We start from the raw sequence: 22,548 nt of genomic DNA on the forward strand, positions 1-22,548 counted from the left end.
GGCGCGGTTGCCGGGCCGTGCGCCGGGGCTTATTGCTGCGGCGCAGGCTCGGCGGCGGCGGCTTCCACTTCGGCGGCGGCAGCGGCTGCGGCATTGGCCGTGTCGTCCTCGGGCAGGGCTGCTTCCGTGGCGCTGCTGCGCGGGAATGCCGAGCCGGAGCCCGAGTAGGTCGGCGCCGCCAGCGGCGATTGCGAACGCACGGTATCGTAAGGCAGCATGTCGTCGCTGACGGAGCGGGGCAGGAGCTTCGCGCCGCTGGCGGCCTTTTCGCTTGGCGCGTCCTGCTGGTTGCAGCCGCCCAGGGCGGTGCCAGCGGTCAGGGCGAGTGTCAGTGCGGCCTTGGGCAGCATCCGGGAAAGACGGGTCATGCTGGCTGCTCCGGTGGGCATGGGCGGTCTAGCGCGGCGAGGAAGGCGGGCGCGCGGGCGATCAGGGCTTCGTCCCAGGTCGCGAACTCCACCGTGCGTCCAAGGCGCGCAAGGCTGGTGACGCCGAACTCGTCGATCCCGCAAGGAACGATGCCGGTGAAATGCGACAGGTCGGGTCGGATGTTCACCGCGAAGCCGTGCATCGTCACCCATTTGCGGATGCGCACGCCGATCGCGCCGATCTTGGCCTCGCGCCCGTCCACGTCCTGGGTCCAGATGCCGATCCGGCCTTCGCTGCGGAAGCTTTCGACTCCGAAATCCTTCAGCGTTTCGATCACCCAGCCTTCGAGCCCATGGACGAAGCCGCGTGCGTCGCGGGCGCGTTTGCGCAGGTCCAGCAGGACATAGGCCACGCGCTGGCCCGGCCCATGATAGGTATAGCGCCCGCCGCGACCGGCCTCCACGACCTCGAAGCGCGGATCGAGCAGTTCGGTCAGGTCGGCGCTGGTGCCGGCCGTGTAGACGGGAGGGTGTTCGAGCAGCCATACCAGTTCGCGCGCCTCTCCGGCGGCGATCCGGGCGTTGCGCTCGGTCATTTCGTCAAGCGCGGCGCGGTAGGGCACGGGTTCGGCGCTGATCCGCAGTTCGATATCACCGGGAAGCGTGTCGGGAAAAGTCATGCCGCGTTGCGTGGCGTCATTCCCTGCGGTTATCAAGTCACTTTGAGGCGCCGCGCTAACATGGCGCCCTCGAACGGCGTATCAGGAGCATCTATGAGGTTCGACAGCAACAAGGCCTGGAGCCAGGCGTCCCTGGCGGTTTCCGCCAATCGGGAGGTGGTTCTGGCACTGGCGGGCGTCTTCTTCCTGCTGCCGCAACTCGTTTTCGCGATCTTCTTCCCGCAGCCGGAAATGGGCTCGGGGCTGAGCGAGACGCAGGTCGTCGAAGCGGTGAGGGCCTATTGGAACTCGGTGCTGCCGGTGATGATCCCGGTCGCCCTGCTTCAGGCGCTGGGCACGCTTTCGCTGCTCTGCCTGCTCGACACCGATCGCCGCCCGACGGTGGGAGAGGCGATTCGCTCCGGCCTGAAGGGCCTGCTGCCCTACCTGCTGGCGCAGATCGTGGCCGGACTGGCGCTGGCCATGGTCGCCATGGTCGTCGGCGGCGTTCTGGGCGTGGCGGGCGGGAAGGCCGGTGCGGCCATCGGCCTCGGCCTTGCGCTGATTCTCGCCATCGCGATCGGCGTGCGCCTGTCGGTGACGGCGCCGGTCGTCGCCGTCGAAAAGACGCTCAACCCGATCGCGGCGCTGGCTCGATCCTGGGCCCTGACCAAGGGGAACACGGGCAGATTGCTCGGCTTCTACGCCCTGCTGATGCTGGCGATGATGGTGCTGATGATCTTCGCCAATGTCCTGACGCTGCCGATCGCCTTGCTGGCTCCGGCCGAAGTGGCGCGCGTTGCGGGAGCAGTGCTCGAATCGATCCTGGCAACGATCATGGCGCTCTATTTCGTTGCGGTGATCGGGCAGGTGCATCGCCAGCTTGCCGGCCCTTCGCCCGAGCGGATAGCGGGCACGTTCGAATAAGCCGAAAACGAAAAAGGCCGGCGCCATGGCGCCGGCCTTTTTGTGTGAGGAGGCAGGAAGCGCGCCGCAGGGCGCTGCCTCAATCCTCGTCCTTCCAGCCCCAGAACAGGAAGCAGGGGGGGACGTTGATCGGCTCCATGCCGTTGTCGATCCGCGTGAAGTGGCGGGCCATGAATTCGCGCGCCTTGGGCGTGAACTGATAGACCAGGAACGCGCCGCCCTTGCGGATGACGCGGTAGGTTGCCGAAGCGATCGCCGGACCGACACCGTCGGGCAGGGTCGAGAACGGCAGGCCCGACAGCACGTAGTCCGCCTTTTCGTGGCCATGGGCGCGCACGATATCTTCCACGTCGGCGGCCGATCCGAGCACCGCGATGAAGCGGCTGTCCGTGATCGTGCGGCGCAGATAGTCGATGAACAGCGGGTTCGTGTCGATCACGATCAGCTGCCCGTCGCGACCGAGGCGGTCCAGCACCGGGCGGCAGAACGTGCCGACGCCGGGGCCGTATTCGACGAAGAGCTTGCAGTTGGCCCAGTCGACTGGACCCAGCATGCGGTTGATCGTGAAACGCGAGGACGGGACGATCGAGCCGACCATCACGGGATTGCGCAGGAAGCCTTCAATGAACACGCCCCATGGTCCGAGGCTGTGTTTGATCTTCCGCTTGATCCGCTGGGGCAGCGCCTCTCGGGCAAGCTCGGTACTGGTCATGCTGGCGGAAGCTCTCGCTTAGTTGTCGTCCGGCGAAGGGCGATTCGGTGACAGATCGGGGCCGATATTGCAAGCAAGCGTCGGCCCAATGTTACGGGGGAGTTACAGAATCTCGTGGACCTTTTCCTGCGGACGGCACAGCCGCACGCCCTTGTCGGTCTCCACCAAAGGACGCTCGATCAGGACGGGCTCCGCAGCCATGGCGGCCAGAACGGTGCCGTCGTCGGCATCGGGGAGGCCGCGCTCCGCTGCATCGGTGCCGCGCATGCGCAGGCCCTGCTGCGGCGAAATCCCGGCGTCCCTGTAGAGCTGGCCAAGCTTTTCCGCCGAGGGCGGGTTCTTCAGATACTCGATCACTTCCACTTCGGCGCCGGGCGTTTCCTGAAGGATCGCCAGCGTCTTGCGCGAGGTGCCGCAATTGGGGTTGTGCCAGATGGTCGCCTTCACGGGCGTGTCTCCTGTTGTCCTTGGGAAGTCGTTTGCAGCGGCGCCATGGCCGGGACCGCGCGTGCGGCATCCTGCGGCGAGATGCCGGGCGCGGGCGCGGCGCTCAGCGTTTCCTCGCGGCGCATGGCCCGGCCGGCGCGCTGAACGGCGGCGATCAGGCGCGGATAGACGCCGCAGCGGCAGAGGTTGGGGATCGCTTCGCGGATTTCGGCATCGCTGGGATCGGCATTGCGGGCGAGCAGCGCCGCACCGCCGATGACGATGCCGGGCGTGCAGAAGCCGCACTGGATCGCCTGTTCGGCGACCATCGCCTGCTGCATCGGGTGCGAGCGATCGGCGGACAAACCTTCGATGGTGGTAACGAAGCGCCCTTCGCATTCGCCCAGCGAGACGAGGCAGGAACGCAGCGCCGCGCCGTCGACCAGGACCGTGCAGGCGCCGCAATCTCCCACGCCGCAGCCGTACTTGGTGCCGGTGAGGTTCGCGCCGTCACGCAGGCCCCAAAGCAGGGGCGTCTGCGGGTCCATGGCGATTTCGACCGGGTGATCGTTGACGGTCAGGCGCGGCATCGGCCCTCCTTATGCGCGCACGCGGCAATGCGCCAGTGCGGCATGTGCGGCGGAACGGTGCTCATGCACGGCCTGTCGCCAGTGCCCGCGCCCAATCGCCGCGCCCGGCCGCCAGCGCATCCTCCGCTGCCGACTGCCAGTCGTAGGCCACGGCAACCAGCTCGGCGCGCCATTCCCCCTCCGCGCGCTCGATCACGGCATAGCGCGCATGGGGCGATCCGCTTTCCATCACGTGCGGATAGGGGTGGTCATCGTCGTAGGCGGGCAGGCCCACGGAGCCGGGATTGACGACCTGACGTCCGTCGGCAAGGCGGACGCTGCGCGGCAGGTGCGTGTGCCCGCAAAGGATCATGGCGGCATCGAGGCCGGCAACGCGGGCTTCCACTTCCGCCATCGTGGCCTGACGGCAGCCGCCCGGCTCCACGGTTTCCAGCAGATATTGCAGGTCGCTGCCGGGCGATCCGTGGCAGGCGTAGAGGTCTTCCTCCAGCCAGAGCGTATCCGGCAGCGCAGCCAGCCATGCACGGTGGTGGTCTTCCAGCCTTGCATCGGCGTGCGCGTCCGACAGGCCCATGCGTTCGCGCGGCAGTTCGAGCAATTGCCGTTCGTGATTGCCGCGAATCGTCTCGAGGCCGAGCGCCATCAGGCGTTCGGCGGTCCGGGCGGGCTGGAGCGGGCCGCTCAGGATGTCGCCCAGATTGACGATGCGCGTGATGCCGCGTGCCGTCACGTCCTCCAGCACGGCATCGAGCGCGCGCAGGTTGCCGTGGATGTCCGAGAGGACCGCCAGGCGCATCAGCGCAGGGCTACCCGCACGCCTGCCCAGAATGTGCGCGGCGTGCCAAGGTCGATGGAGCCGTCCTGATTGCGGGTCACGATGTCCTCGTCGGTCAGGTTTTCGGCGCGCAGCACCAGCGAGACCGGGCCTGTGACAGGTACTTGCACATAACCGTCAAGCGTGGTCGCGGCGGGGAGGACGTAGCTCTGGAGGTCGTCCTCGTATTGCGCGCCGACATGACGCAGCGTGGCCGCGAAGCGCCAGCCATCGGCCGGCAGCCAGGCCAGCGTCGCGCTGGCGGCGAACCTGGGGACTTGCGCCGGGCGTTTTCCGTCAAGGTCGGGATCCTGCGCCCTGACCTTGGCGTCGGTCCATGCCAGCGAACCGTCGAACCTGACCTTGCCGAGATCGAGTGCGGCCGCCGCTTCCAGTCCGCGTGCATGGACGGAATCGACATTTTGCCGCTCGCGCTGGTTGGTGGCCACGGTGACGTTGGCGATGGCATCCTTCACCTTGTTGTCGAAGGCCGTGAGCGAAAGCGTCAGCGCTTCGAACGGATGGATGTCCACGCCCGCCTCGTAACCGCGCAGGCGTTCGGGCTTGAGGTCGGGGTTGGCCTGGGTCGTTACCGGGAAGACCACGAAGGGGCGGTAGAGTTCGTTGAGCGTGGGCAGGCGCATGCCGGTATAGGCCGCGGCGCGCAGGCTGACGGCCTTGCCCGCGTTCCAGACGAGCCCGCCCCGCGCATTGCCCATCCAGCCGGAGCGATCGGCATAGGCGCTGTCCTGCGTCACCGCGCCTGCGGGGCTGACCGAACGGTAGAAGCCGTTCCGGATCGTCCAGCGGTCCGCCCGTCCCCCGGCGGTGATGACGAGGTCGCCCAGCGTCCAGTCATCCTCGATGTAGAACCCGAGGTCGGACTGGTTGCCGCCCGCACGGCGCACGGCCGTGAAGGCGCCGGTTGCGTTGTACGGCAGTTCGAGCAGGTGGCCTTCGGTCAGCCTCAGGTCGGTGCCGATGCGCAGGACATGATCCTTGCCCACCGGCGGGCGCAGTTCGGCCTTGCCGCCTATCGCCGTGGTCGGCGTGCGGCGCTGGTCGAGCGTTTTCCTGAAGGTGCTGGAACTGATGACGACGTTCGAGAAATCCTGCGCCTGGACGTAGCCCAGCACATCGAACTGCCAGTCTCCCCGGCCGACCAGACGGAGCGAGGCCTGCTGCCCGTCGGAGGTGGAATCGGCGCCCTTGAAGCGCAGGCTGCGGGTATCGCCATACGCGAGGGCGGATGCCTGAAGTTCCACGTCCGCGTTCAGCGGTGCCACGGCCCGCAGCGATGCCGACCAGCTGTCATAGGCGGCGCGCGACGATGCGGGCACGCGCTGGCTGGCGGGGGTCGTCCAGAAACCTTCGCCCCGGTCCCACTGCACGCTGGCCACGAGGTAGCCCGCGCCGAGTTTGGGTGCGGCACTGGCCGACGCCTGTGTCTCGCCCCGGTCGTTGACGAGCGCGATGCCCTGAAGCGCGCCGATCTGGTCCGGCCCGGCGCTGGTCATCTCGATGGTTCCGGCGACGGCGCCGGCTCCGAATGCTCCGGAACCGCCGCCGCGCGTCACCCGGATCGAGGAGAGTCGTTCGGGGGCGATGGCGCTGAAGGGGATGTAGCCGAAGAACGGGTTCGCCACGGGCACGCCGTCAAGCAATACCAGCGTCCGGCTCGACGCATTGCCGCCGAGCGCGCGCAAGGTTGCGCCTTGCGACGAGGGGTTGGCCGAGCGGCTGTCCGAGCGGCGGAATTGCGCGAAGCCCGCCACCGAGTTGAGTACGTCCTCAATCCGTCCCGAGGCGCTGGCGATCACCGCGTCGCGCTCGATCGTTTCCACGTCGTAGGCAGGTGTCGCCGGGCCGGATTCCAGGCCGTGGCCGGTGACGATGATCGGCCCGGCAGGCTCCGCGTTTTCATCGGCAAGAGCAGGCGCGGCAAGCAGCAGCAGCGGACAGCCGGCAAGCAGGCCGCCCACGAGCCGGAAGGAGCGTTGATACGTCATCTATCGGTCAGGCCGGTTCGATCGCCAGAACGACGGGCTCCAGCCCTTCCACGCGGCCTTCGAGCCGATCTCCCGGCGCCACCGGACCGACGCCGGCGGGTGTGCCGGTGTAGATGAGGTCGCCGGGCGCGAGGTGATAGAGGCGTGAAAGGTCGGCGATGAGTTCCGGCAGGCTCCAGATCATTTCGGAGAGCGGCGCATCCTGCTTCGTCTCGCCGTTCCGGGCGAGGGTGATGCGTTGTTCGCCGGGGGCGCCGAATGCCGCAGCCGGGGTGATCGGGGCAATCACCGCACCGTTTTCGAAGTCCTTGCCGGTGTCCCAGGGGTAGCCCTTGGCCTTGGCGGCGTTCTGAAGGTCGCGCCGGGTCATGTCGAGGCCGCAGGCATAGCCGTAGACGAGCGCCATGGCCTGTTCGGCGGGAATCTCGAAGCCGTGGCCGCCGATGGCGACGACGAGTTCCATCTCGTAGTGGCAGTCCTGCGTTCCCGGCGGATAGGCGATCGCGCTGCCCGAGGCGCAGATGGCGGCGGGCGCCTTGGTGAACCAGATCGGCGCTTCGCGGTCCACCGCGTTGCCCAGTTCGCGCGCATGGGCGGCGTAGTTGCGGCCGACGCAGAACACGCGGCGCACCGGATAACGCGCTTCCTCACCGACGACGGGGACGCTGGGCACTTCGGGCAGTTCGAACAGCAGGCTCACTCGCGATTTCCTCCCTGGTTGCGGCGGAGGCATAGAGCGCGATGGCGTGCGGGGAAAGCGCAACCGGCTTGCCGTCCCCTGCGAAGCGCTTACATTTGCCGGTGTGACAGAGAAACAATACTTATCCGGGCGACTCCTTCTCGCGATGCCGGGCATGTTCGACCCCCGCTTCGATCACACTGTAAGCGTGCTTTGCGTGCACGACGAAAGTGGCGCTCTGGGCATCGGCGTCGGCAGGCTGCGCGAAGGCGTGCGCTTCCATGAAATCCTGGAGGAACTGGGCATCGATCCCGGCGTCGCCCCCGATTGCGAGGTTCACGACGGCGGCCCTGTGGAGCCGGGCCGGGGCTTCGTGCTGCACTCGACCGATTGGGGCGGGAGCGACACCGTGGAAGTGCAGCCGCTTTGCGCGCTTTCGGCCTCGATGGACGTGCTGCGCGCGATTGCCGAAGGCCGTGGACCGAGCCGGTGGCTCATGGCGCTCGGCTATGCGGGGTGGGCGCCCGGTCAGCTCGAAGGCGAGATGCGGCAGCACGGATGGCATGCGGCCGATCCGCATCCGGAGATCCTGTTCGATACGCCGGTCGATTCCCGCTGGACCGCGACCTGGCGGGCGGAAGGGATCGATCCGGCGCTGCTGTCGAGCCAGACCGGCCGCGCCTGATCGCCTGTCTTGCGGCTGTCCCGGATCAGGTCCGGGCGGGCGAAGGGGGCGTGCTTTCCGAGAGGGCGGAGAGATCCTCCGGGCGATCGATGTCGAGATGGATGGCGGGATCGTCGCATTCCACGAAGATTACATCGTCGCGGCCGCGCAGCAGCCGTCCGGCGCCTTCGTCTCCGGTCAGCCCGGCAAGCTCCGGCAGAAGCCGCGCGGACAGCAGGACCGGATGGCCTGGACGGCCCTGGCGGCAAGGCATCGCAGCGGCGCCGCTTCCCAGCGCATCGGCAAGACGGGCGGCCTCGCCGTGAGGCAGGCGGGGCATGTCGCCCAGGAACACGAAGACATCGCAGGGTTCGCCGAGAGCCGCGATGCCGGCCTTGAGGGAATCGGAAAGGGCATCGCTCTCCACGCGCAGCACCTCTACCGCCGGCGCGCCGTCCCACGTTCCGCAATCGAGGTCGGGGCGGGCGACGATGAGAATGCGCGACACCGGCGCCGCGCGCGCGGCGTGGACCGCGTGAAACAGCAGTGGCTCGCCCTCGAACGGTGCCGACAGCTTGTCGCCCCCGAAGCGGCGCGACGATCCTGCGGCAAGGACGATCGCCGCCCGGTTCATGCGCGTTCCCGCGCCGGGTTCAGGGCCTGCATGATCTCTGCCATGATCCCCGTCGCCACTTCCCAAGGCGATTTTCCGAGACCGGGTACACCCGGCGAGAGGTGAAGCCGGTCCAGTTCCTCCGGCGTGGCGCCCGCGGCGCGCAAGGCGCCGAGCCTTGTCTCCGCGCGCGATCTGGCGCCGATCATGGCGACGTAACCGGCGCCGCCCCGCAGCGCGGCAAGGCAGCCGCCGAGGTCGTGGTGATCCTCATGCGTGGCGCCGAGGTAGGCTGTCCAGCGATCGACGCCGAGTTCATCGAGCGCAGTGGTGGGATCGGCGCGCAAGTAGCGCGAAACCGGGAAAGGCGGCGGCTGGTGCGGCCCGTCCGGCCGGAGCAGGATCGTCTCGAACTGGGCGAGCGCGCCGAGCTGTGCCGCGGCCAGAGCGCCGGGATCGCCGCCGGAAACGACTAGGCGGCGGGGCGGATCGTAGCGGCGCGAAAGCAGGAAGGGTTTCTCCTCCACGGCCAGCAGGGGGCCTTCGTCCACCGTGACCCATTGCCGCGTGCCGTCGCTGTGCCAGCGGCAGCTCCGACGTTCGGCGGCATGGCGCAGCAATTCGGTGGCCGCCGGACTATCCGGGGCGATGCGTTCGACCATGACGTGGAGCGCGCCGCCGCAGCGCAGGCGGATGTCGATCCACGGGCTTCCGGCGCCGTAATGGAGGTGCCGGGGCTCACCATCGGCCAGGACCTGCGCGGCGTGGCTGGCCACGTCGCCTTCGATGCAGTCTCCCGAAAAGTAGCCGCTGGCGGCAATGTCGCTCCCGCCGCCGGCATTCTCCGGCGCGACGAACAGCATTTGCGCACCGGGGCCGCGCGGGGCGCTGCCGCCGACCCGATAGAGCGTGGCAAGGGCGACGGGATGCCCGGCACCGAAAGCCTCCGCCAGTGGTCGCCGAATGTCGTCGATCCAGCCGAACAGCGGCCAGTCCGCACTGTCGATGCTACCGCTCACGTCATCCTGCCGAGGCGCGTGCCTCTACGCGGTCGCCGACCAGCGGCGCGATCACCAGGCGGTGGAGGATGCGGGCCGTGGCTTCCGGGGTCTGGTCCTCTCCATGCGTGAGCCACCAGGCGAGGATGTCGATCGTCGAACCGGTACCATGGATGACCCCCAGGTCCTGTGGCAACCAGTCCGCCGGATTGGCGACGCCTTCGATGAGGCGGCGGGCTTGCCGGATGAACTCATCGCGCACGATGCCCGCGGCGCCGCCTGCCAGAAGCGCGGACCACAAGGCCTTGTGCTGGCCGACGTGGCTGCAGAGCGCCAGAGTGGATTCGTAGCTGTTCGAGGCGTGGAGGATCGGGATCGACAGCGCCAGCAGTCCGGCGATTTCCTCGGAGGCGACATCGCCCAGCAGCGCTTCCTTGGTCGGGTAGTGACGGAAGAAGGTGGCATAGCCGGTGCCGGCACGGGCCGAGATTTCGCGGATGGTGATCTGGTCGAAGGCCTTTTCCTCAAGCAGCGAAAGCATGGCCGCGTTGAGCGCCTTGCGCGAGCGTACCTGCCGCGCGTCGGTAGGCGCGTCTTTCCTGAATCCCGCGAGATTTCCGTTCATGATCGATCCGTAACACCCTGCTGCAAGGGTGTCTAACCCGCCTGCGCAGACTTCGACATGGCGGATTTCGGCATGAAGCCATGAATGGGGTTCAATATTCCCCGATGCGATCCGCGAAGAGCAGGCGCCCGCCCGAGAGGTGCCACAGCGCCTCGTTGAAGTCTGCATTGCTCATGGCGAAGCAGCCTTCGCTGCGGCCGAGCTTGCCCCATTTCTCGATCATCGCGGCATCGACGTACCACGCCGGATGCATCACGATGGCGCGTTCGAGCGCCATGGAGTTATCCGGGTCAAGCCCCTTGAGGCGGATCGAAGTGCCGTATTTGCCGGTGTACCATTCGCAGGTGAGGAACGCCCCGCGCGAAGTGGCTTCCGAGCCGGGCATGTTCGAGAAGCTCTGCAACCAGCCGCTGTGCGCCGGGTCCGATCCGCGCCCGTGGGCCAGCAGGAAAGAGCGCACCGTCCCGTTCTCGATATTGACGAAGTGCAGGCGCGGTTTCCACGAAGGCTGGGCGAAATCGGCGATACCGACGAGATCGGTGCGCCAGATATGGCCCTGCGTCCGCTGGACCTGCTGCGTGGCGACATCGAGGACGCGGCGCTGATATGGCGTGAGGGCGCTCGGCACCGCGGCAACCGGGCCAATCTGTCCCGAAGCTGTTCCTGCCAAATTTTCCGCTGCCAGCACACGCGAAGGTATTGCCAGGCTTGCGCCCGCAACCAATCCGCCCATGAGGACAGCACGCCGACCCAACGTCTGTTCCATCGCAGTAAGTTAACTCAATTGGATCGGAAGCGCCAGTTACTCCGACAGGAAGAGTTCCCGGCGCGAAGGCGGGCCATCGTATCGTTCCCACGATTCGCCGATTGCGGCGAGTCGCCGGGTGGGCAGATGCCGTGCGAACCCGCCCGGCACCTGCCAGCGATTCGTCAGGCCACGACCTTGAGCGGCTTGCGGGAATGCTGGTGGATCCAGTCCTCCAGCACCGGCGCGATCCGGGTGCGCCACTTGCTGCCGTTGAAGATACCGTAATGTCCGACATTTTCGGCCAGCACGTACTTCTTGCGGCTCTCGGAAAGATGCGTCGCCAGCGTGAGCGCTGCCCTGGTCTGGCCAATGCCCGAGATGTCGTCCCGCTCCCCCTCGACTGCCAGCAGCGCGGTATCGCGAATGGCCGAGGGATCGATTCGCTCACCGCGATGGACGAATTCGCCCCTGGGCAGCGAATGCTTCTGGAACACGTGCTCGATGGTCTGGAGATAATAGTCGGCGGTCATGTCGCAGACCGAGCGATACTCGTCGTAGAATGCCTTGGTCGACGCCGCGCCCTCGCCGTCGCCTTCGACAAGGTGCTTGAACATGCCGTAGTGGCTCATCATGTGGCTGCCGAGATTCATCGCCATGAAGCCGGCCAGTTGCAGGAAGCCGGGATAGACCCTGCGGCCGGCCCCCGGATAGGCCAGCGGCACGGTGGCGATGACGTTGTTCTCGAACCAGGAAAGCGGCTGGTCCATGGCGACGTCGTTGACGCTGGTGGGCGCCTCGCGGGTGTCGACCGGGCCGCCCATCATGGTGAGCGTTGCCGGGCGGCAGGGATGCTCCTGCTTGCCCATGATCGCCGCAGCGGCGAACGCCGGGACCGAGGGCTGGCACACTGCGAGCATGTGCGTGCCGGGGCCGATATGTTCGAGGAAACCGATCAGGTAATCGATATAATCGTCAAGGTCGAAGTGCCCGGCGGCGGCGGGGACCATCTTCGCGTCGGCCCAGTCGGTGATGTAGACCTCGCAGCTTTCCACCATCCGCGCCACGGTGCCGCGCAGGAGAGTGGCGAAGTGGCCGCTCATCGGGGCGACGATCAGCAGCTTGGGCGCATCCTTGGGCAGGCCGGGATGATCGAAGCGCAGCAGGTTCCCGAATGGGCGGTGCAGCACGATCGATTCGGTGACGGGCCAGGTCTTGCCACCGGTGGTCACGTCCTCGATGTCGAAAGCGGGCTTGCCGCGCGGGGCGGCGGCATGGGCGAAGACGTCCAGTGCGGAGGCCATCACCGGGCCGAATCCGAAGTAACCCATCGGCAGCGCAGGGTTGGCAAGCAGTTCAGCGCCGACCGAGGCCCATGCGGCGGCGCCGCTCAGCATCGTGCGCTGCAATTCGTAGGCATTATAGAGCAAGGTGCGTCTCCCGGACGGTGAAGCGACCCTTCCGTCCTGCAAAGGTTATGAAAGCCATTTGGGGCCGAAACGTTACCGGCGCAATGCGGCGCACCCGATTTCGGCATTCGAGCCGCCCGATCACTCTGATCGTAAAGGCGCTTTTCATATATCTTTTCCTGAAGCCATGGACAGGATAAGGCCGCGCGCATGGACGCCAACGCGGGGCAGGCAGGATTGCCTGAGAACGAGAACGCCACCACCGATGCCAAGGCTCCGCGCCGAAGGAGCCTTGGGGCGCTGCGCATGGTCTGGCGGGAACTGTTCCACTATCCCGGCCGCATGGCGGTTGCGGGGCTCGCGCTGCTGACCACGGCAACTTCGACCCTCGCGATTCCCTATGGGTTCCGCCAGATCGTCGACCAGGGCTTTGCGCAGGGCGCCGACCCTTCGGCAATCCGCTGGTGGTTCATCATGCTGCTGGGCGTGGTGATCGTGCTTTCGGTGGCCACGGCGGTGCGTTTCTACAGCGTTTCCTGGCTTGGTGAGCGCGTGGTGGCGGACGTTCGCCTGCGCGTGCAGAGGCACCTGCTCACGTTGTCGCCCAGTTTCTTCGAGGAAAACAGCCCCAAGGAAATCGCGTCCCGGATGACGGCGGACACCGCGATCATCGAAACGGTGGTCGGCACCACGGTCTCTGTCGCGCTGCGCAATGCCATCATGGCGGTGGGCGGGGTGATCTACCTCTTCATGCTGGCGCCGCACCTGACGCTGGGGCTCGTCGTCGCCATCCCGGTGGTGATCCTGCCGATCGCCGCCTTCGGCCGCCGCCTGCGCACCGTGGCGCGGGCGAGCCAGGATCGCGTGGCCGATATCGGCGCTACCACCAGCGAAGTCTTCGGTGCACTGCGGGTCGTGCAGGCCTTCAACCAGGAAGGCCGCGAGATGGAACGCTTCGCCGGCGCAGTGGAGCGCACGTTCGAGACCGGAAAGCATCGCATCACCATTCGCGCCGCGATGACGGCGGTTATCATGTTCCTGATCTTCGGCTCCATCACCGTCATCATGTGGCGCGGTGCCATCGGCGTTGCCGAAGGTTCCATCACGGGCGGTACGATCGCCGCTTTCGTGGTGACGGCCGGCATCGTGGCGGGCGCCTTCGGCTCGCTCACCGAAGTCTACGGCGATCTCGTGCGCGGCGCCGGCGCGGCCAGCCGCCTTGCCGAACTGCTGGGCGAGATGCCTGCGATCACCGCTCCCGCCCGCCCGCAGGCGCTTCCTCTGCCGGCGCGCGGCAAGCTGGCCTTCGAGCGCGTGACCTTCCGCTACCCTTCGCGCCCGGAAATGGCGGCGCTGCATGATTTCAGCCTGTCGATCGAACCGGGCGAGACGGTGGCGATCGTCGGCCCTTCCGGGGCCGGCAAGTCCACGCTGTTCCAGCTCGCCGAGCGGTTCTACGATCCGCAGGGCGGGGCGATCAAGATCGACGGCGTCCCGCTGACTTCCGCCGATCCCGGAGAGATCCGCCAGCGCATCGCACTGGTGCCGCAGGAGGGTGTACTGTTCGCCGCCTCCGCGCGCGACAACTTGCGCTACGGCAACTGGAAAGCGGACGACGAGGCCATCTGGGCCGCCGCGCGCGCCGCCAATGCCGAGCGTTTCCTGCGCGAATTGCCGCAGGGGCTCGATACTTTCCTTGGCGAGGACGGCGCCCGCCTGTCCGGCGGCCAGCGTCAGCGCGTGGCGATTGCCCGCGCGCTGCTGCGCGACGCGCCGATCCTGCTGCTGGACGAGGCCACGAGCGCGCTTGATGCCGAAAGCGAGCGGCTGGTGCAGGACGCTCTCGAACACCTGATGGAGAACCGCACGACTCTCGTCATTGCGCACCGCCTCGCCACCGTGCGCAAGGCGGATCGCATCGTCGTGATGGACGGAGGGCGGATCGTTGAACAGGGCACGCACGAAAGCCTTGGCCAGGCCGGCGGGCTCTATGCGCGGCTGGCTTCGCTGCAATTCGATATGGATACCGCATCGGCCTTCGCGCGTTCGACGAACGCCTGACCTGCGACGACGAACGACATTTCAGGGCTGGCGTTGCCGAATATGGCAATTATGTTGCGCCGCTATCGACGGGCCGTTCCGGTCCGTCGCCAGACCGTTCGTGTCATTGCAATTCAGAAAGGTGGGACCATGACCCGCATTCTCGGCCGGGTGCTCGCTTCGACAGCGCTCGTTTCCGCATTGAGCTTTTCCGCTGTTCCGGCTCTTGCCGACGCTCCGGCGCCGGCGTCGGCAGGCGCGTCCTCCGATGCGATGCAGTTCGATCCCGGCAAGATGGATTGGGGCAAGGCCGGCATCCAGACCCAGTGGCAGGAAAAGACCGCCAGGCCCGGCGCGGACTTCGACAAGTTCGTGAACGGCAAGTGGGAAGCCGCTGTCGTGCTCCCGGCCGACCGCACCAACTGGGGGTCGTTCACCGCCCTGCGTGACCTTTCGGAACAGCGCGTTCACGGAATCATGGATGGCCTGATCGCCTCGAAGCCCGCCGCCGGTACCGACGCTGCCCGCGTCGAGGCGGCCTATGCGGCCTTCATGGACGTTGATGCGATCAACAAGGCCGGGCTCTCTCCGGCGCAGCCTTACCTCGAACGCATCTTCGCGGCCAAGACGCCCGACGACCTGATGAAGATCTTCGCGGCCCCGGGCTTCGCCTCGCCGCTCGGCGCTTATGTGACGGCCGATGCCAAGCAGAGCGATGTGAATGCCTTCGAAGTCGGCGTCGGCGGTCTCGGCCTGCCTGACCGTGACTATTACCTGAAGATCGACAAGCGTTCGCAGGACATCCGCGCCAAGTATGTCGAGTATCTGACCTTCGTCCTCGGCAAGGCCGGTTATGCCGACCCGTCGAGCGCCGCCAAGGCCGTGCTCTCGCTGGAAACCCGGCTGGCGCAGGCAGACTGGGACCGCGCAGCCAGCCGCGATCCGGACCTGACCTACAACAAGCTTTCCGTCGCCGAGTTCGAGGGCCTTGCCGCACCCGGCCTGATGCGTACTTTCATCGAGACGATGGGCGCCGGGAAGGCCGCCTATATCCTCGTCGATCAGATGCCGCCCACGGCCGAGGAACTGAAGGTCGCCCGCATCGATCCCGCCAAGGCGCAGACGCTGTTCGGCGGTGGTGTGCCGGAAGTCGCCCGGCTGGTTTCCGAGGTTCCGGTCTCGACATGGCAGGCCTGGCTTGCCGCGCACTTCCTGCGCGGCCATGCCTCGGTTCTTCCCACCGACATCGATGACGCCACCTTCGCCTTCTACGGCAAGACCATGAGCGGCCAGCCGGAGCAGCGCGCCCGCTGGAAGCGCGGCGTCGCCGCAGTCGAAGGCATGGCCGGTGAACTGGTCGGCAAGATCTACGCCGAGAAGTACTATCCGCCCGAAGCGCAGGCGGCGATGACCGACCTCGTCTCGAACTTGCGCAAGGCCATGGCGGTGAACCTGCAGAGCCTCGCCTGGATGGGCCCGGAAACCCGCAAGGAAGCCGAAGCCAAGCTCAATGCCTTCACCCCCAAGATCGGCGCGCCTGCGAAGTTCAAGGAATACGAGGGCCTGACCTTCTCGGCCACCGATCCGCTCGGCAATGCCATTGCCGCGGGTTCGTGGGAGAACGACGACCAGATGAAGCGCATCGGCCAGCCGGTCGACAAGACCGAATGGTTCATGCTGCCCGAGACGGTCAACGCCTACTACAACCCGCCCTACAACGAGATCGTGTTCCCCGCCGCCATCCTCCAGCCGCCGTTCTTCAACGTTTCGGCGGACCCCGCGGTCAATTATGGCGGCATCGGCGCGGTGATCGGCCACGAGATGGGCCACGGTTTCGACGACCAGGGCGCCAAGTCGGACGGCACCGGCAACCTGCGCGACTGGTGGACCCCGGCCGACAAGGCCAACTTCCAGAAGCTGCAGGACAAGCTGGAAGCCCAGTACAACAGCTTCTGCCCGTTCGACGACGGCAAGACCTGCGTCAACGGCAAGCTGACCATGGGCGAGAACATCGGCGATCTCGGCGGTCTCAGCCTCGCCTACCGCGCCTACAAGCTCTCGCTGAACGGCAAGGAAGCCCCGGTGATCGACGGCCTGACCGGCGACCAGCGCTTCTTCATGGCCTGGGCGCAAGTGTGGCGCAGCAAGTACCGCGAGGAATCGGTGCGCCAGCAGCTCATCACCGACCCGCACTCGCCGGCGCATTACCGCATCAACGGCATCGTCCGTAACTTCGACGAATGGTACAAGGCGTTCGACGTGAAGCCGGGGGATGCTCTCTATCTTCCGCCTGCCGAGCGCGTGCGTATCTGGTGATTTTTATCGCCTAAATGCCTCATGCCGCACGCTTCGGGTTGACTTGCCCGGTGTGTGCGGCATGACCTCTCGCCGATGAGCTTGACCCTAACCGCGATCCTCCTCGGCATTGTCGAGGGCCTCACCGAGTTCCTGCCAGTCTCTTCGACCGGGCACCTCATTCTTGCCACGCAGCTGTTCGGGTACGACGCTTCGCAGTGGGCAACCTTCAACATCGTGATCCAGCTCGGCGCGATCCTGGCTGTCATCGTGCAGTTCTGGCGCACGTTCTGGGCGGTGGGCGTGGGTCTGCTGCGGCTTGACCCGGTATCGATCCGCTTCGTGCGCAACGTGTTGCTGGCCTTCATCCCCTCGGCGGTGCTGGGCCTGATCCTCAAGGACCATATCGAGGGCCTGCTGGGCGAGCCTTCGGTCGTCGCCTGGGCGCTGATCGTGGGCGGCATCGCCATCCTCGCCATCGAGAAGGTGGCAAAGCCCGGTCCGCTCACCGGCGTTGCCGAGCTGCCGATGGTGAAGTGCATCGGCGTGGGCATCGCGCAGTGCCTTGCCATGGTGCCGGGTGTCAGCCGTTCCGGCGCGACGATCATGGGCGCGCTGGCGATGGGCGTCGAACGCCGTACTGCGGCGGAATTCAGCTTCTTCCTTGCCGTTCCCACGATGATGGGTGCCTCCACGCTCGAACTGCTGGGCGCGCGCGAACAACTCATGGCGGGCACGGGCCCGGTCGGCTGGGGCGAGATCGGCATCGGCTTCGCCGTTTCGTTCGTGGTGGCGCTGGTCGTCATCAAGGCCTTCATGGCCTTCGTCAGCCGCTCGGGCTTTGCACCGTTCGCCTGGTATCGTATCGTCGCCGGCGCACTCGCGCTCTTCCTGCTTTCGCGGGTCTGATCAGGGGTTTGAACCATGGCCGAGAACGATCACAGGAAGCTCGGCCGCAAGGAATACGAAAAGCTGCTGGAGCCGATGCAGGAGGAGCTTGTGGGGATGGCCCGCTGGGCTTCCTCCACCGGCGCCCGCATCGTGGTCCTGTTCGAGGGGCGCGATACGGCGGGCAAGGGCGGGGCGATCAAGGCCGTAGGCGGCCAGCTCAATCCGCGCCAGTGCCGCACCGTCGCCCTCACCGCACCGGGCGAGCGGGAGCAGGGCCAGTGGTACTTCCAGCGCTATGCCGAACATTTGCCGACGCGGGGCGAAATCGTCCTCTTCGACCGCAGCTGGTACAACCGTGCCGGCGTGGAGAAAGTCATGGGTTTCGCCACCGGCTCGGAAGTGAAGCGCTTTCTCCAGCAGGCCCCCGTGTTCGAGCGGATGCTCGTCGATGACGGTATCCTGCTGTTCAAGTACTGGCTCTCCTGCGATCAGGAGAAGCAGGAGGAGCGCCTTCACGAACGGCTCGACGATCCGCTCAAGCGCTGGAAGCTGTCGCCGATCGACGTGGCGGCGCGTGAGAAGTACGAAGAATATACCAAGGCGCGCGAGGTCATGCTCAAGGCCACGCACAAGAAGCACGCGCCGTGGACGGTGGTGGACTTCAACGACCAGCGAATCGGTCGACTCACGCTGGTGCGCGATCTGCTGGACCGGCTGCCCGATACCAAGGTCGAGCCGCAGACGATCAAAATGCCGAAACTGAATCACTCGCCCTACAATGAGAAATTCGGCGTTCTGAAGCCGATCACGCCTTTCGACACGGAGTAAGTCGGGCCTCTTCCGCTTGACTTTGGGCTGTCACTATCGCATGGGCCGCAACCTTGGGGGGCGGCGCTCGATTGCCGCCCTGAAATTTTTCAACGGAACATGCCGGCCGGCCAGGGCGGCTGAAACGAGAGATACAGGAAACCGCCATGGCGAAGCCCGCAACCGTCAAGATCCGTCTTGTCTCGACCGCCGACACCGGCTTCTTCTACGTCACGAAGAAGAACCCGCGCAACACGACCGAGAAGATGAACTTCCGCAAGTACGATCCCGTCGTGCGCAAGCACGTCGAGTTCAAGGAAGCCAAGATCAAGTAAGGTTTTTCGGAACCTTACAATTCAGGGGCGGTTCAAGCCTGCAAACCCAATGGGAGCATCATGAACCGCACCTTCAAGATCTTTCGCTCTTGCGTAGGCGCGGCCAGTTTGGCCGCGCTTTCCGTTCCTGCCCTCCTTCCGGCGACGCCCGCACTGGCCGCGCCATCCGATGATTCGGCGCAGTTGAGCCAGGCCGTCGAGGCGCTGCGCGCGATCTCGACGATGAAGGCCGATTTCGTCCAGACTGACCGTAACGGCCAGAGCCTGACCGGCCAGTTGACGCTGATGCGTCCCGGCAAGATCCGCTTCCAGTACGAGAAGAGCGCCCAGTTGCTGATCGTCAGCGACGGCAAGGCGCTGACCATGATCGACTACTCGGTGAAGCAGGTACAGCGCTGGCCGATCAGCAATACTCCGCTGGGACCGATCATCGACCCCCGGCGCGACATGACGAAATACGGCACGGTCCGGCAGACCGGCAATCCCAATGTCGTCAGCATCGAGGTCCGCGATCGTTCGCACCCGGAATACGGCGTCATCACCCTGATCTTCACCCGCAAGGCTTCGGCGCCGGGTGGGTTGGAGCTGAGCTACTGGGTCGCGCTCGATTCGCAGAACAAGCGCACCACGATCTCGCTTTCGAACCAGCGCTATGGCGTGCCGGTTGGCGATGCGGACTTCCGCTGGAACGACCCGCGTCCCCGCAACCGTCGATAGAGTGCAACGCTTTGTCGCGAGCTGAGTGCTCCGTGCGACGGAATGCGACACTTTTCTGAATTCCGTTCACTTGGCAGCAAGCCAACAGCGCCTAGATTGAAATGGTCAGAGCGGTTCGAGGCGGGTTTCCCCCCTGTTGCCCACGCCTCCCACAGGGCCCTCTGATTTAGCGTGACGAACGCTTACATGAACCCTCGGTCCTCTGCCCCCGGACCGAGGGTTTTTGTTTTTCTGGCTGCTTTTTCCGCCCAGCGGGGCTGCGAACGCTACCGCTCTGCGCTTCCGGTGCTCACGGCCATCAAGGCCGCTCCGCTCCGGTTCTCAATCGGCAGCATTCTCGCTCCCGCCGGACGAAAAAATCGGCCAGAAAAACGCGCTCGTGATTTGGGTCATATGTTGCCCGCGAAGGCAGGGGGCCCGCTTTCTTGCGGCGTGGCTCTGGAAATTCGCCAAGGGCATGCCTAAAGCCTGCGGCATGAAGATCGCCACCTGGAACATCAATTCTGTCCGCCTTCGCATCGACCAGGTCGAGCGTTTCCTGACCGAACAGTCGCCCGACGTTCTTTGCCTTCAGGAGATCAAGGTCGCCGAGCCGCTTTTTCCGCACGAGATGTTCGAGCGACTCGGCTACACGCACCGGGCGATCCACGGGCAGAAGGGCTACCATGGTGTCGCCACCGTCAGCCGCGTGCCTTTCACCGAGTTCAGCCGGCATGACTGGCAGGACAATGGCGAAGCCCGCCATGTCGGCGTGGAGCTTCAGGGCGCCGGGCAGGGGATGATCCTCGAAAACGTCTACATCCCCGCAGGCGGCGACGTGGCCGACCGTGAGGTGAATTTGAAGTTCGGTCAGAAGCTGGACTTCCTCGAACGGATGACGCGCTGGGCCGACAAGGTCGACCGGCCGACCCTGATCGTCGGCGATTTCAACATCGCCCCGCTGGAATCGGACGTCTACAATCACAAGGCGCTGCTCAAGGTCGTCAGTCACACGCCGGTCGAGGTTGAGACGCTGACCCGTTTCAAGGATGCGCACGGCTGGGTCGATCTCGGCCGGGAGTTCATTCCCGCGCCCGAACGCAACTATTCCTGGTGGTCCTACCGCAGCTATTGGCGCCAGAAGGACCAGGGGCGCCGGCTCGACCACATGTGGGCCTCTCCCGATCTCGCGAAGCAGGCGCGTGCACACAGCTTCGTGGAGGAAACCCGCCGCTGGGAGCAGCCCAGCGATCACATCCCGCTTATTACGGAGTTCGCGCTCTGAGCGCGGCGCAACCTTCGGCCGGGGCTCGCCGTGTCGCACTGGCGCTCGATGCGCTGCGTCACGGCTGGGCGATTCGAATCGGTGACGGCCAAGGCGGGGGCGCCATCCTGTTGCCGGCCGAAACCGGCTTCGCGCCGGGGGTAACCGCGCCGCGGATGCTGATCTCGGCCGCCCGCGCGGTGACGCTCAAGCTGGCCAACCAGCGCGAGGCCGCCGTGCCCGAGGCACCGGTGCTGATTCGTGCTGCCGAGCCTTTCGATCTGGAAACCGCCCGCGCGGTGGCCGATCCCGCGCTGGACCTCGCCCATCCGATGAAGGGGCCGTTCGCGGCCGAGCACATCGGCGACATGGACATGGCCCGCGCCGCAATGGAGCTGGCACGCCTTGCGGGCATCCTGCCCGCATTCCTGATCGCACCCGAACTGGGCGGTGAGGTGCAGCCCGTTTCGCCGGCCGATCTGGCCGAATGGAAGGATACCGACCGGCTTGCGATCGCTTCGCGTGCGCGCCTGCCGGTTGCCGCGTGCGAGGAGGCCGAGATCGTTGCCTTCCGCGCGCTCGATGATCTTCGCGAGCATGTGGCCCTTGTGATCGGCACGCAGGACGGCGATCGCGCCCCACTGGTGCGGCTTCATTCGGAATGCCTGACCGGCGATATCCTGGGCAGCCTCAAGTGCGATTGCGGGCCTCAGCTCGATGCCGCCCTGCGCGCCATGGCCGATGAGGCGAAGAACGGCGGCTGGGGCGTGCTGCTCTATTTGCGTCAGGAAGGGCGCGGGATCGGCCTCGTCAACAAACTGCGGGCCTATCGTCTGCAGGATCTCGGTTATGACACCGTAGATGCCAACAACCGGCTGGGCCTGCCGACCGAGGCGCGCGATTTTCCCGTGGCGGCGCGGATGCTGGACCTGCTCGGCGTATCGTCGATCCGGCTGATGACCAACAACCCCGCCAAGGTCTCCGCGCTAGAGGGTGTCGGCGTGGACGTGGTCGAGCGGGTTCCGCATCAATTGCCGGCCAACCCGCACAATGCGCGCTACCTGGAAACCAAGCGCGATCGCACGGGGCATATCCTCTGATTCGTCCGCCCGGGTGCGATCCGGGCGAACATACCGTCAATGCGGCGGTGCATCCGAAAAAAGGCCGGGGCGCGAACGAGGGGTGAGGGGGATGCCGCGCCCCGGCACCGTCGTCAGGGGATCATGAGTACGATCGATCCGACCACGGCTGCGACCGCGCCTATGAACAGGGCTGCCTTGCCGATGTCGCTCGGCTTGAAGCGGTCCTGATGCTGGGCGCGGTAGTCCTGGTATTGCTGTGAGATTTCCGGCGTTCCGGCGAGAATGCCGAGGTCCAGAGAACTGGCCCTGCGCTTGAACCAGATGTCGATTTCCTGAAGTTCCGCTTCGGTCAGCGCCGGATAGCGGGATAGCAGCGCGGAGATGCGCTCTCGATCTTCAACGCGCGCGGCGTCGCTGATTTCTGGTGACATGGTATGACCCTTGATCTGCATTCGTGTGCGGCGCGCGTCTGGGCGCGCCGGGCGAGGAGCGGATCAGGCCAGCGGCGGTGCGGTGCTGTCGGGAACCCGTGCGGGGTGGTGGCGCGGCGGGGGGCCGCGCACATCGGGTTGCAGGTGCCTGGGCGATGCCGGAACCAGCGTTGTCAGCCGGACGACGGCAATCTCGCGGATGGCTCTTGGCGGCGCGGGCGGCATCGGGACCGCCTGTACATGGCCTGCTTCGACACGGCGGCCGGAAGTCAGCGCAAGATCAAGCGTGGCCGCGCTGAACGCCGATCCTTGCGTGCGTTCCAGGGGTGCGCGAATCGGATCGCCGGCCTGAAGGCCGATCGCGGCCAGCAGGAGAAGCGCCCAGAAGTGAAAGCGCGGGAACGAGGCGAAGCCCAGGGGCATGTGATTTAGCTAGGGGTTCGCGGCGCGCGTGACAAGCCGGCGGCAC

Annotated in this window: 25 protein-coding genes; 10 read left to right on the forward strand and 15 right to left on the reverse strand. The window is 66.2% G+C overall.

Translation table 11 applies throughout. The features are described from left to right. Positions 1-29 precede the first annotated feature (29 nt). Together ACLIMP_RS06365 and lipB are read right to left on the reverse strand one after the other, a co-directional pair. Entirely contained in the window at positions 30-368 is a 339-nt protein-coding gene (locus tag ACLIMP_RS06365; RefSeq protein ID WP_292636172.1) for a hypothetical protein, read from the reverse strand. Further along, complete coding sequence (lipB, locus tag ACLIMP_RS06370) at positions 365-1,048, reverse strand: lipoyl(octanoyl) transferase LipB (protein WP_185997979.1); 684 nt, start codon at positions 1,046-1,048, stop codon at positions 365-367. Before lipB ends, ACLIMP_RS06365 begins: the two co-directional genes overlap by 4 nt. 93 nt (positions 1,049-1,141) lie before the next feature. Here lipB and ACLIMP_RS06375 point away from each other — a divergent pair, with 93 nt between their 5' ends. After that, a complete protein-coding gene (locus tag ACLIMP_RS06375) occupies positions 1,142-1,954 on the forward strand; it encodes a hypothetical protein (protein WP_054439929.1) in 813 nt (270 codons plus the stop codon). A 79-nt stretch (positions 1,955-2,033) separates the two neighbouring features. On the opposite strand, the gene ACLIMP_RS06380 is transcribed toward ACLIMP_RS06375, so the two are convergent. The 6 genes from ACLIMP_RS06380 to ACLIMP_RS06405 all read right to left on the reverse strand — a co-directional run bounded on the left by ACLIMP_RS06380 (position 2,034) and on the right by ACLIMP_RS06405 (position 7,205). Beyond that, positions 2,034-2,666 carry a class I SAM-dependent methyltransferase gene (locus ACLIMP_RS06380; protein WP_054439932.1) on the reverse strand — a complete coding sequence of 211 codons (633 nt, stop codon included), beginning with the start codon at positions 2,664-2,666 and terminating at the stop codon, positions 2,034-2,036. A gap of 102 nt (positions 2,667-2,768) precedes the next feature. Beyond that, positions 2,769-3,113, reverse strand: coding sequence for an arsenate reductase family protein (locus tag ACLIMP_RS06385; protein ID WP_054439934.1), 345 nt, complete (start codon positions 3,111-3,113; stop codon positions 2,769-2,771). Next, positions 3,110-3,682, reverse strand: a complete 573-nt coding sequence (locus ACLIMP_RS06390; RefSeq protein ID WP_054439936.1) for a (2Fe-2S)-binding protein — start codon at positions 3,680-3,682, stop codon at positions 3,110-3,112. Before ACLIMP_RS06390 ends, ACLIMP_RS06385 begins: the two co-directional genes overlap by 4 nt. Positions 3,683-3,743: 61 nt before the next feature. Continuing rightward, positions 3,744-4,478, reverse strand: a complete 735-nt coding sequence (locus ACLIMP_RS06395) for a metallophosphoesterase family protein (RefSeq protein WP_324698248.1) — start codon at positions 4,476-4,478, stop codon at positions 3,744-3,746. Then, positions 4,478-6,505: a TonB-dependent receptor gene (locus ACLIMP_RS06400; RefSeq protein ID WP_132469498.1), complete on the reverse strand. Its 2,028-nt coding sequence runs from the start codon at positions 6,503-6,505 to the stop codon at positions 4,478-4,480. Before ACLIMP_RS06400 ends, ACLIMP_RS06395 begins: the two co-directional genes overlap by 1 nt. Positions 6,506-6,512: 7 nt before the next feature. Then, complete coding sequence (locus ACLIMP_RS06405) at positions 6,513-7,205, reverse strand: fumarylacetoacetate hydrolase family protein (RefSeq protein ID WP_324698250.1); 693 nt, start codon at positions 7,203-7,205, stop codon at positions 6,513-6,515. A 145-nt stretch (positions 7,206-7,350) separates the two neighbouring features. Here ACLIMP_RS06405 and ACLIMP_RS06410 point away from each other — a divergent pair, with 145 nt between their 5' ends. Then, positions 7,351-7,869: a YqgE/AlgH family protein gene (locus ACLIMP_RS06410; RefSeq protein ID WP_491716055.1), complete on the forward strand. Its 519-nt coding sequence runs from the start codon at positions 7,351-7,353 to the stop codon at positions 7,867-7,869. Between the two features lie 25 nt (positions 7,870-7,894). Here ACLIMP_RS06410 and ACLIMP_RS06415 read toward each other — a convergent pair whose 3' ends face one another. From ACLIMP_RS06415 to ACLIMP_RS06435, 5 genes are all read right to left on the reverse strand, one after another. Further along, positions 7,895-8,482, reverse strand: coding sequence for a nucleotidyltransferase family protein (locus ACLIMP_RS06415; protein ID WP_324698252.1), 588 nt, complete (start codon positions 8,480-8,482; stop codon positions 7,895-7,897). Further along, a complete protein-coding gene (locus tag ACLIMP_RS06420) occupies positions 8,479-9,480 on the reverse strand; it encodes an XdhC family protein (RefSeq protein WP_324698254.1) in 1,002 nt (333 codons plus the stop codon). Before ACLIMP_RS06420 ends, ACLIMP_RS06415 begins: the two co-directional genes overlap by 4 nt. Position 9,481: 1 nt before the next feature. Next, a complete protein-coding gene (locus ACLIMP_RS06425) occupies positions 9,482-10,084 on the reverse strand; it encodes a TetR/AcrR family transcriptional regulator (RefSeq protein WP_185997970.1) in 603 nt (200 codons plus the stop codon). Positions 10,085-10,175: 91 nt separating this feature from the next. Then, a complete protein-coding gene (locus ACLIMP_RS06430) occupies positions 10,176-10,712 on the reverse strand; it encodes a murein L,D-transpeptidase catalytic domain-containing protein (protein WP_231636079.1) in 537 nt (178 codons plus the stop codon). A gap of 302 nt (positions 10,713-11,014) precedes the next feature. Next, positions 11,015-12,259, reverse strand: coding sequence for a polyhydroxyalkanoate depolymerase (locus tag ACLIMP_RS06435; RefSeq protein ID WP_324698257.1), 1,245 nt, complete (start codon positions 12,257-12,259; stop codon positions 11,015-11,017). Between the two features lie 189 nt (positions 12,260-12,448). Between ACLIMP_RS06435 and ACLIMP_RS06440 the strand changes: the two genes are divergently transcribed. The 8 genes from ACLIMP_RS06440 to ribA all read left to right on the forward strand — a co-directional run bounded on the left by ACLIMP_RS06440 (position 12,449) and on the right by ribA (position 21,666). After that, entirely contained in the window at positions 12,449-14,299 is a 1,851-nt protein-coding gene (locus tag ACLIMP_RS06440) for an ABC transporter transmembrane domain-containing protein (protein WP_324698259.1), read from the forward strand. Between the two features lie 129 nt (positions 14,300-14,428). Further along, entirely contained in the window at positions 14,429-16,594 is a 2,166-nt protein-coding gene (locus ACLIMP_RS06445) for a M13 family metallopeptidase (protein WP_324698261.1), read from the forward strand. A gap of 75 nt (positions 16,595-16,669) precedes the next feature. Then, entirely contained in the window at positions 16,670-17,482 is an 813-nt protein-coding gene (locus ACLIMP_RS06450) for an undecaprenyl-diphosphate phosphatase (protein ID WP_054439948.1), read from the forward strand. Positions 17,483-17,497: 15 nt separating this feature from the next. Further along, positions 17,498-18,292, forward strand: a complete 795-nt coding sequence (gene ppk2 / locus ACLIMP_RS06455) for a polyphosphate kinase 2 (RefSeq protein WP_054439951.1) — start codon at positions 17,498-17,500, stop codon at positions 18,290-18,292. A 146-nt stretch (positions 18,293-18,438) separates the two neighbouring features. Then, positions 18,439-18,606: a 50S ribosomal protein L33 gene (rpmG, locus tag ACLIMP_RS06460; RefSeq protein ID WP_039391223.1), complete on the forward strand. Its 168-nt coding sequence runs from the start codon at positions 18,439-18,441 to the stop codon at positions 18,604-18,606. A gap of 60 nt (positions 18,607-18,666) precedes the next feature. After that, the gene (locus tag ACLIMP_RS06465; protein WP_324698266.1) at positions 18,667-19,323 is read left to right on the forward strand and encodes a LolA family protein; all 657 of its coding nucleotides are present in this window, start codon (positions 18,667-18,669) and stop codon (positions 19,321-19,323) included. Between the two features lie 457 nt (positions 19,324-19,780). Next, entirely contained in the window at positions 19,781-20,587 is an 807-nt protein-coding gene (xth, locus tag ACLIMP_RS06470) for an exodeoxyribonuclease III (RefSeq protein ID WP_443478118.1), read from the forward strand. Then, complete coding sequence (gene ribA, locus ACLIMP_RS06475; protein WP_082370482.1) at positions 20,536-21,666, forward strand: GTP cyclohydrolase II; 1,131 nt, start codon at positions 20,536-20,538, stop codon at positions 21,664-21,666. The genes xth and ribA overlap by 52 nt, the downstream gene beginning before the upstream one ends. Positions 21,667-21,779: 113 nt before the next feature. Here ribA and ACLIMP_RS06480 read toward each other — a convergent pair whose 3' ends face one another. Then, on the reverse strand, positions 21,780-22,079 hold the full coding sequence (locus ACLIMP_RS06480) for a hypothetical protein (RefSeq protein ID WP_054439957.1): 300 nt from the start codon (positions 22,077-22,079) through the stop codon (positions 21,780-21,782). Between the two features lie 63 nt (positions 22,080-22,142). Next, positions 22,143-22,502 (reverse strand): hypothetical protein, encoded by a 360-nt coding sequence (locus ACLIMP_RS06485; protein WP_054439959.1) that lies wholly within the window; start codon positions 22,500-22,502, stop codon positions 22,143-22,145. Between the last annotated feature and the right edge of the window lie 46 nt (positions 22,503-22,548).

The sequence above is a fragment of the Novosphingobium aeonii genome, assembly GCF_052279045.1.
Lineage (GTDB): Bacteria > Pseudomonadota > Alphaproteobacteria > Sphingomonadales > Sphingomonadaceae > Novosphingobium.

Excerpts from the sequence above, each read along its gene's own strand:
- ACLIMP_RS06465 (WP_324698266.1), top strand. The coding sequence starts at position 18,667 with ATGAACCGCACCTTCAAGATCTTTCGCTCTTGCGTAGGCGCGGCCAGT.
- ACLIMP_RS06395 (WP_324698248.1), bottom strand. The coding sequence starts at position 4,478 with ATGCGCCTGGCGGTCCTCTCGGACATCCACGGCAACCTGCGCGCGCTC.
- ACLIMP_RS06365 (WP_292636172.1), bottom strand. The coding sequence starts at position 368 with ATGACCCGTCTTTCCCGGATGCTGCCCAAGGCCGCACTGACACTCGCC.
- ppk2 (WP_054439951.1), top strand. The coding sequence starts at position 17,498 with ATGGCCGAGAACGATCACAGGAAGCTCGGCCGCAAGGAATACGAAAAG.
- ACLIMP_RS06380 (WP_054439932.1), bottom strand. The coding sequence starts at position 2,666 with ATGACCAGTACCGAGCTTGCCCGAGAGGCGCTGCCCCAGCGGATCAAG.
- ACLIMP_RS06450 (WP_054439948.1), top strand. The coding sequence starts at position 16,670 with ATGAGCTTGACCCTAACCGCGATCCTCCTCGGCATTGTCGAGGGCCTC.
- ACLIMP_RS06425 (WP_185997970.1), bottom strand. The coding sequence starts at position 10,084 with ATGAACGGAAATCTCGCGGGATTCAGGAAAGACGCGCCTACCGACGCG.
- lipB (WP_185997979.1), bottom strand. The coding sequence starts at position 1,048 with ATGACTTTTCCCGACACGCTTCCCGGTGATATCGAACTGCGGATCAGC.
- xth (WP_443478118.1), top strand. The coding sequence starts at position 19,781 with ATGCCTAAAGCCTGCGGCATGAAGATCGCCACCTGGAACATCAATTCT.
- ACLIMP_RS06445 (WP_324698261.1), top strand. The coding sequence starts at position 14,429 with ATGACCCGCATTCTCGGCCGGGTGCTCGCTTCGACAGCGCTCGTTTCC.
- ACLIMP_RS06400 (WP_132469498.1), bottom strand. The coding sequence starts at position 6,505 with ATGACGTATCAACGCTCCTTCCGGCTCGTGGGCGGCCTGCTTGCCGGC.
- ACLIMP_RS06410 (WP_491716055.1), top strand. The coding sequence starts at position 7,351 with ATGCCGGGCATGTTCGACCCCCGCTTCGATCACACTGTAAGCGTGCTT.
- ACLIMP_RS06415 (WP_324698252.1), bottom strand. The coding sequence starts at position 8,482 with ATGAACCGGGCGGCGATCGTCCTTGCCGCAGGATCGTCGCGCCGCTTC.
- ACLIMP_RS06485 (WP_054439959.1), bottom strand. The coding sequence starts at position 22,502 with ATGCCCCTGGGCTTCGCCTCGTTCCCGCGCTTTCACTTCTGGGCGCTT.
- ACLIMP_RS06375 (WP_054439929.1), top strand. The coding sequence starts at position 1,142 with ATGAGGTTCGACAGCAACAAGGCCTGGAGCCAGGCGTCCCTGGCGGTT.
- rpmG (WP_039391223.1), top strand. The coding sequence starts at position 18,439 with ATGGCGAAGCCCGCAACCGTCAAGATCCGTCTTGTCTCGACCGCCGAC.
- ACLIMP_RS06480 (WP_054439957.1), bottom strand. The coding sequence starts at position 22,079 with ATGTCACCAGAAATCAGCGACGCCGCGCGCGTTGAAGATCGAGAGCGC.
- ACLIMP_RS06390 (WP_054439936.1), bottom strand. The coding sequence starts at position 3,682 with ATGCCGCGCCTGACCGTCAACGATCACCCGGTCGAAATCGCCATGGAC.
- ACLIMP_RS06440 (WP_324698259.1), top strand. The coding sequence starts at position 12,449 with ATGGACGCCAACGCGGGGCAGGCAGGATTGCCTGAGAACGAGAACGCC.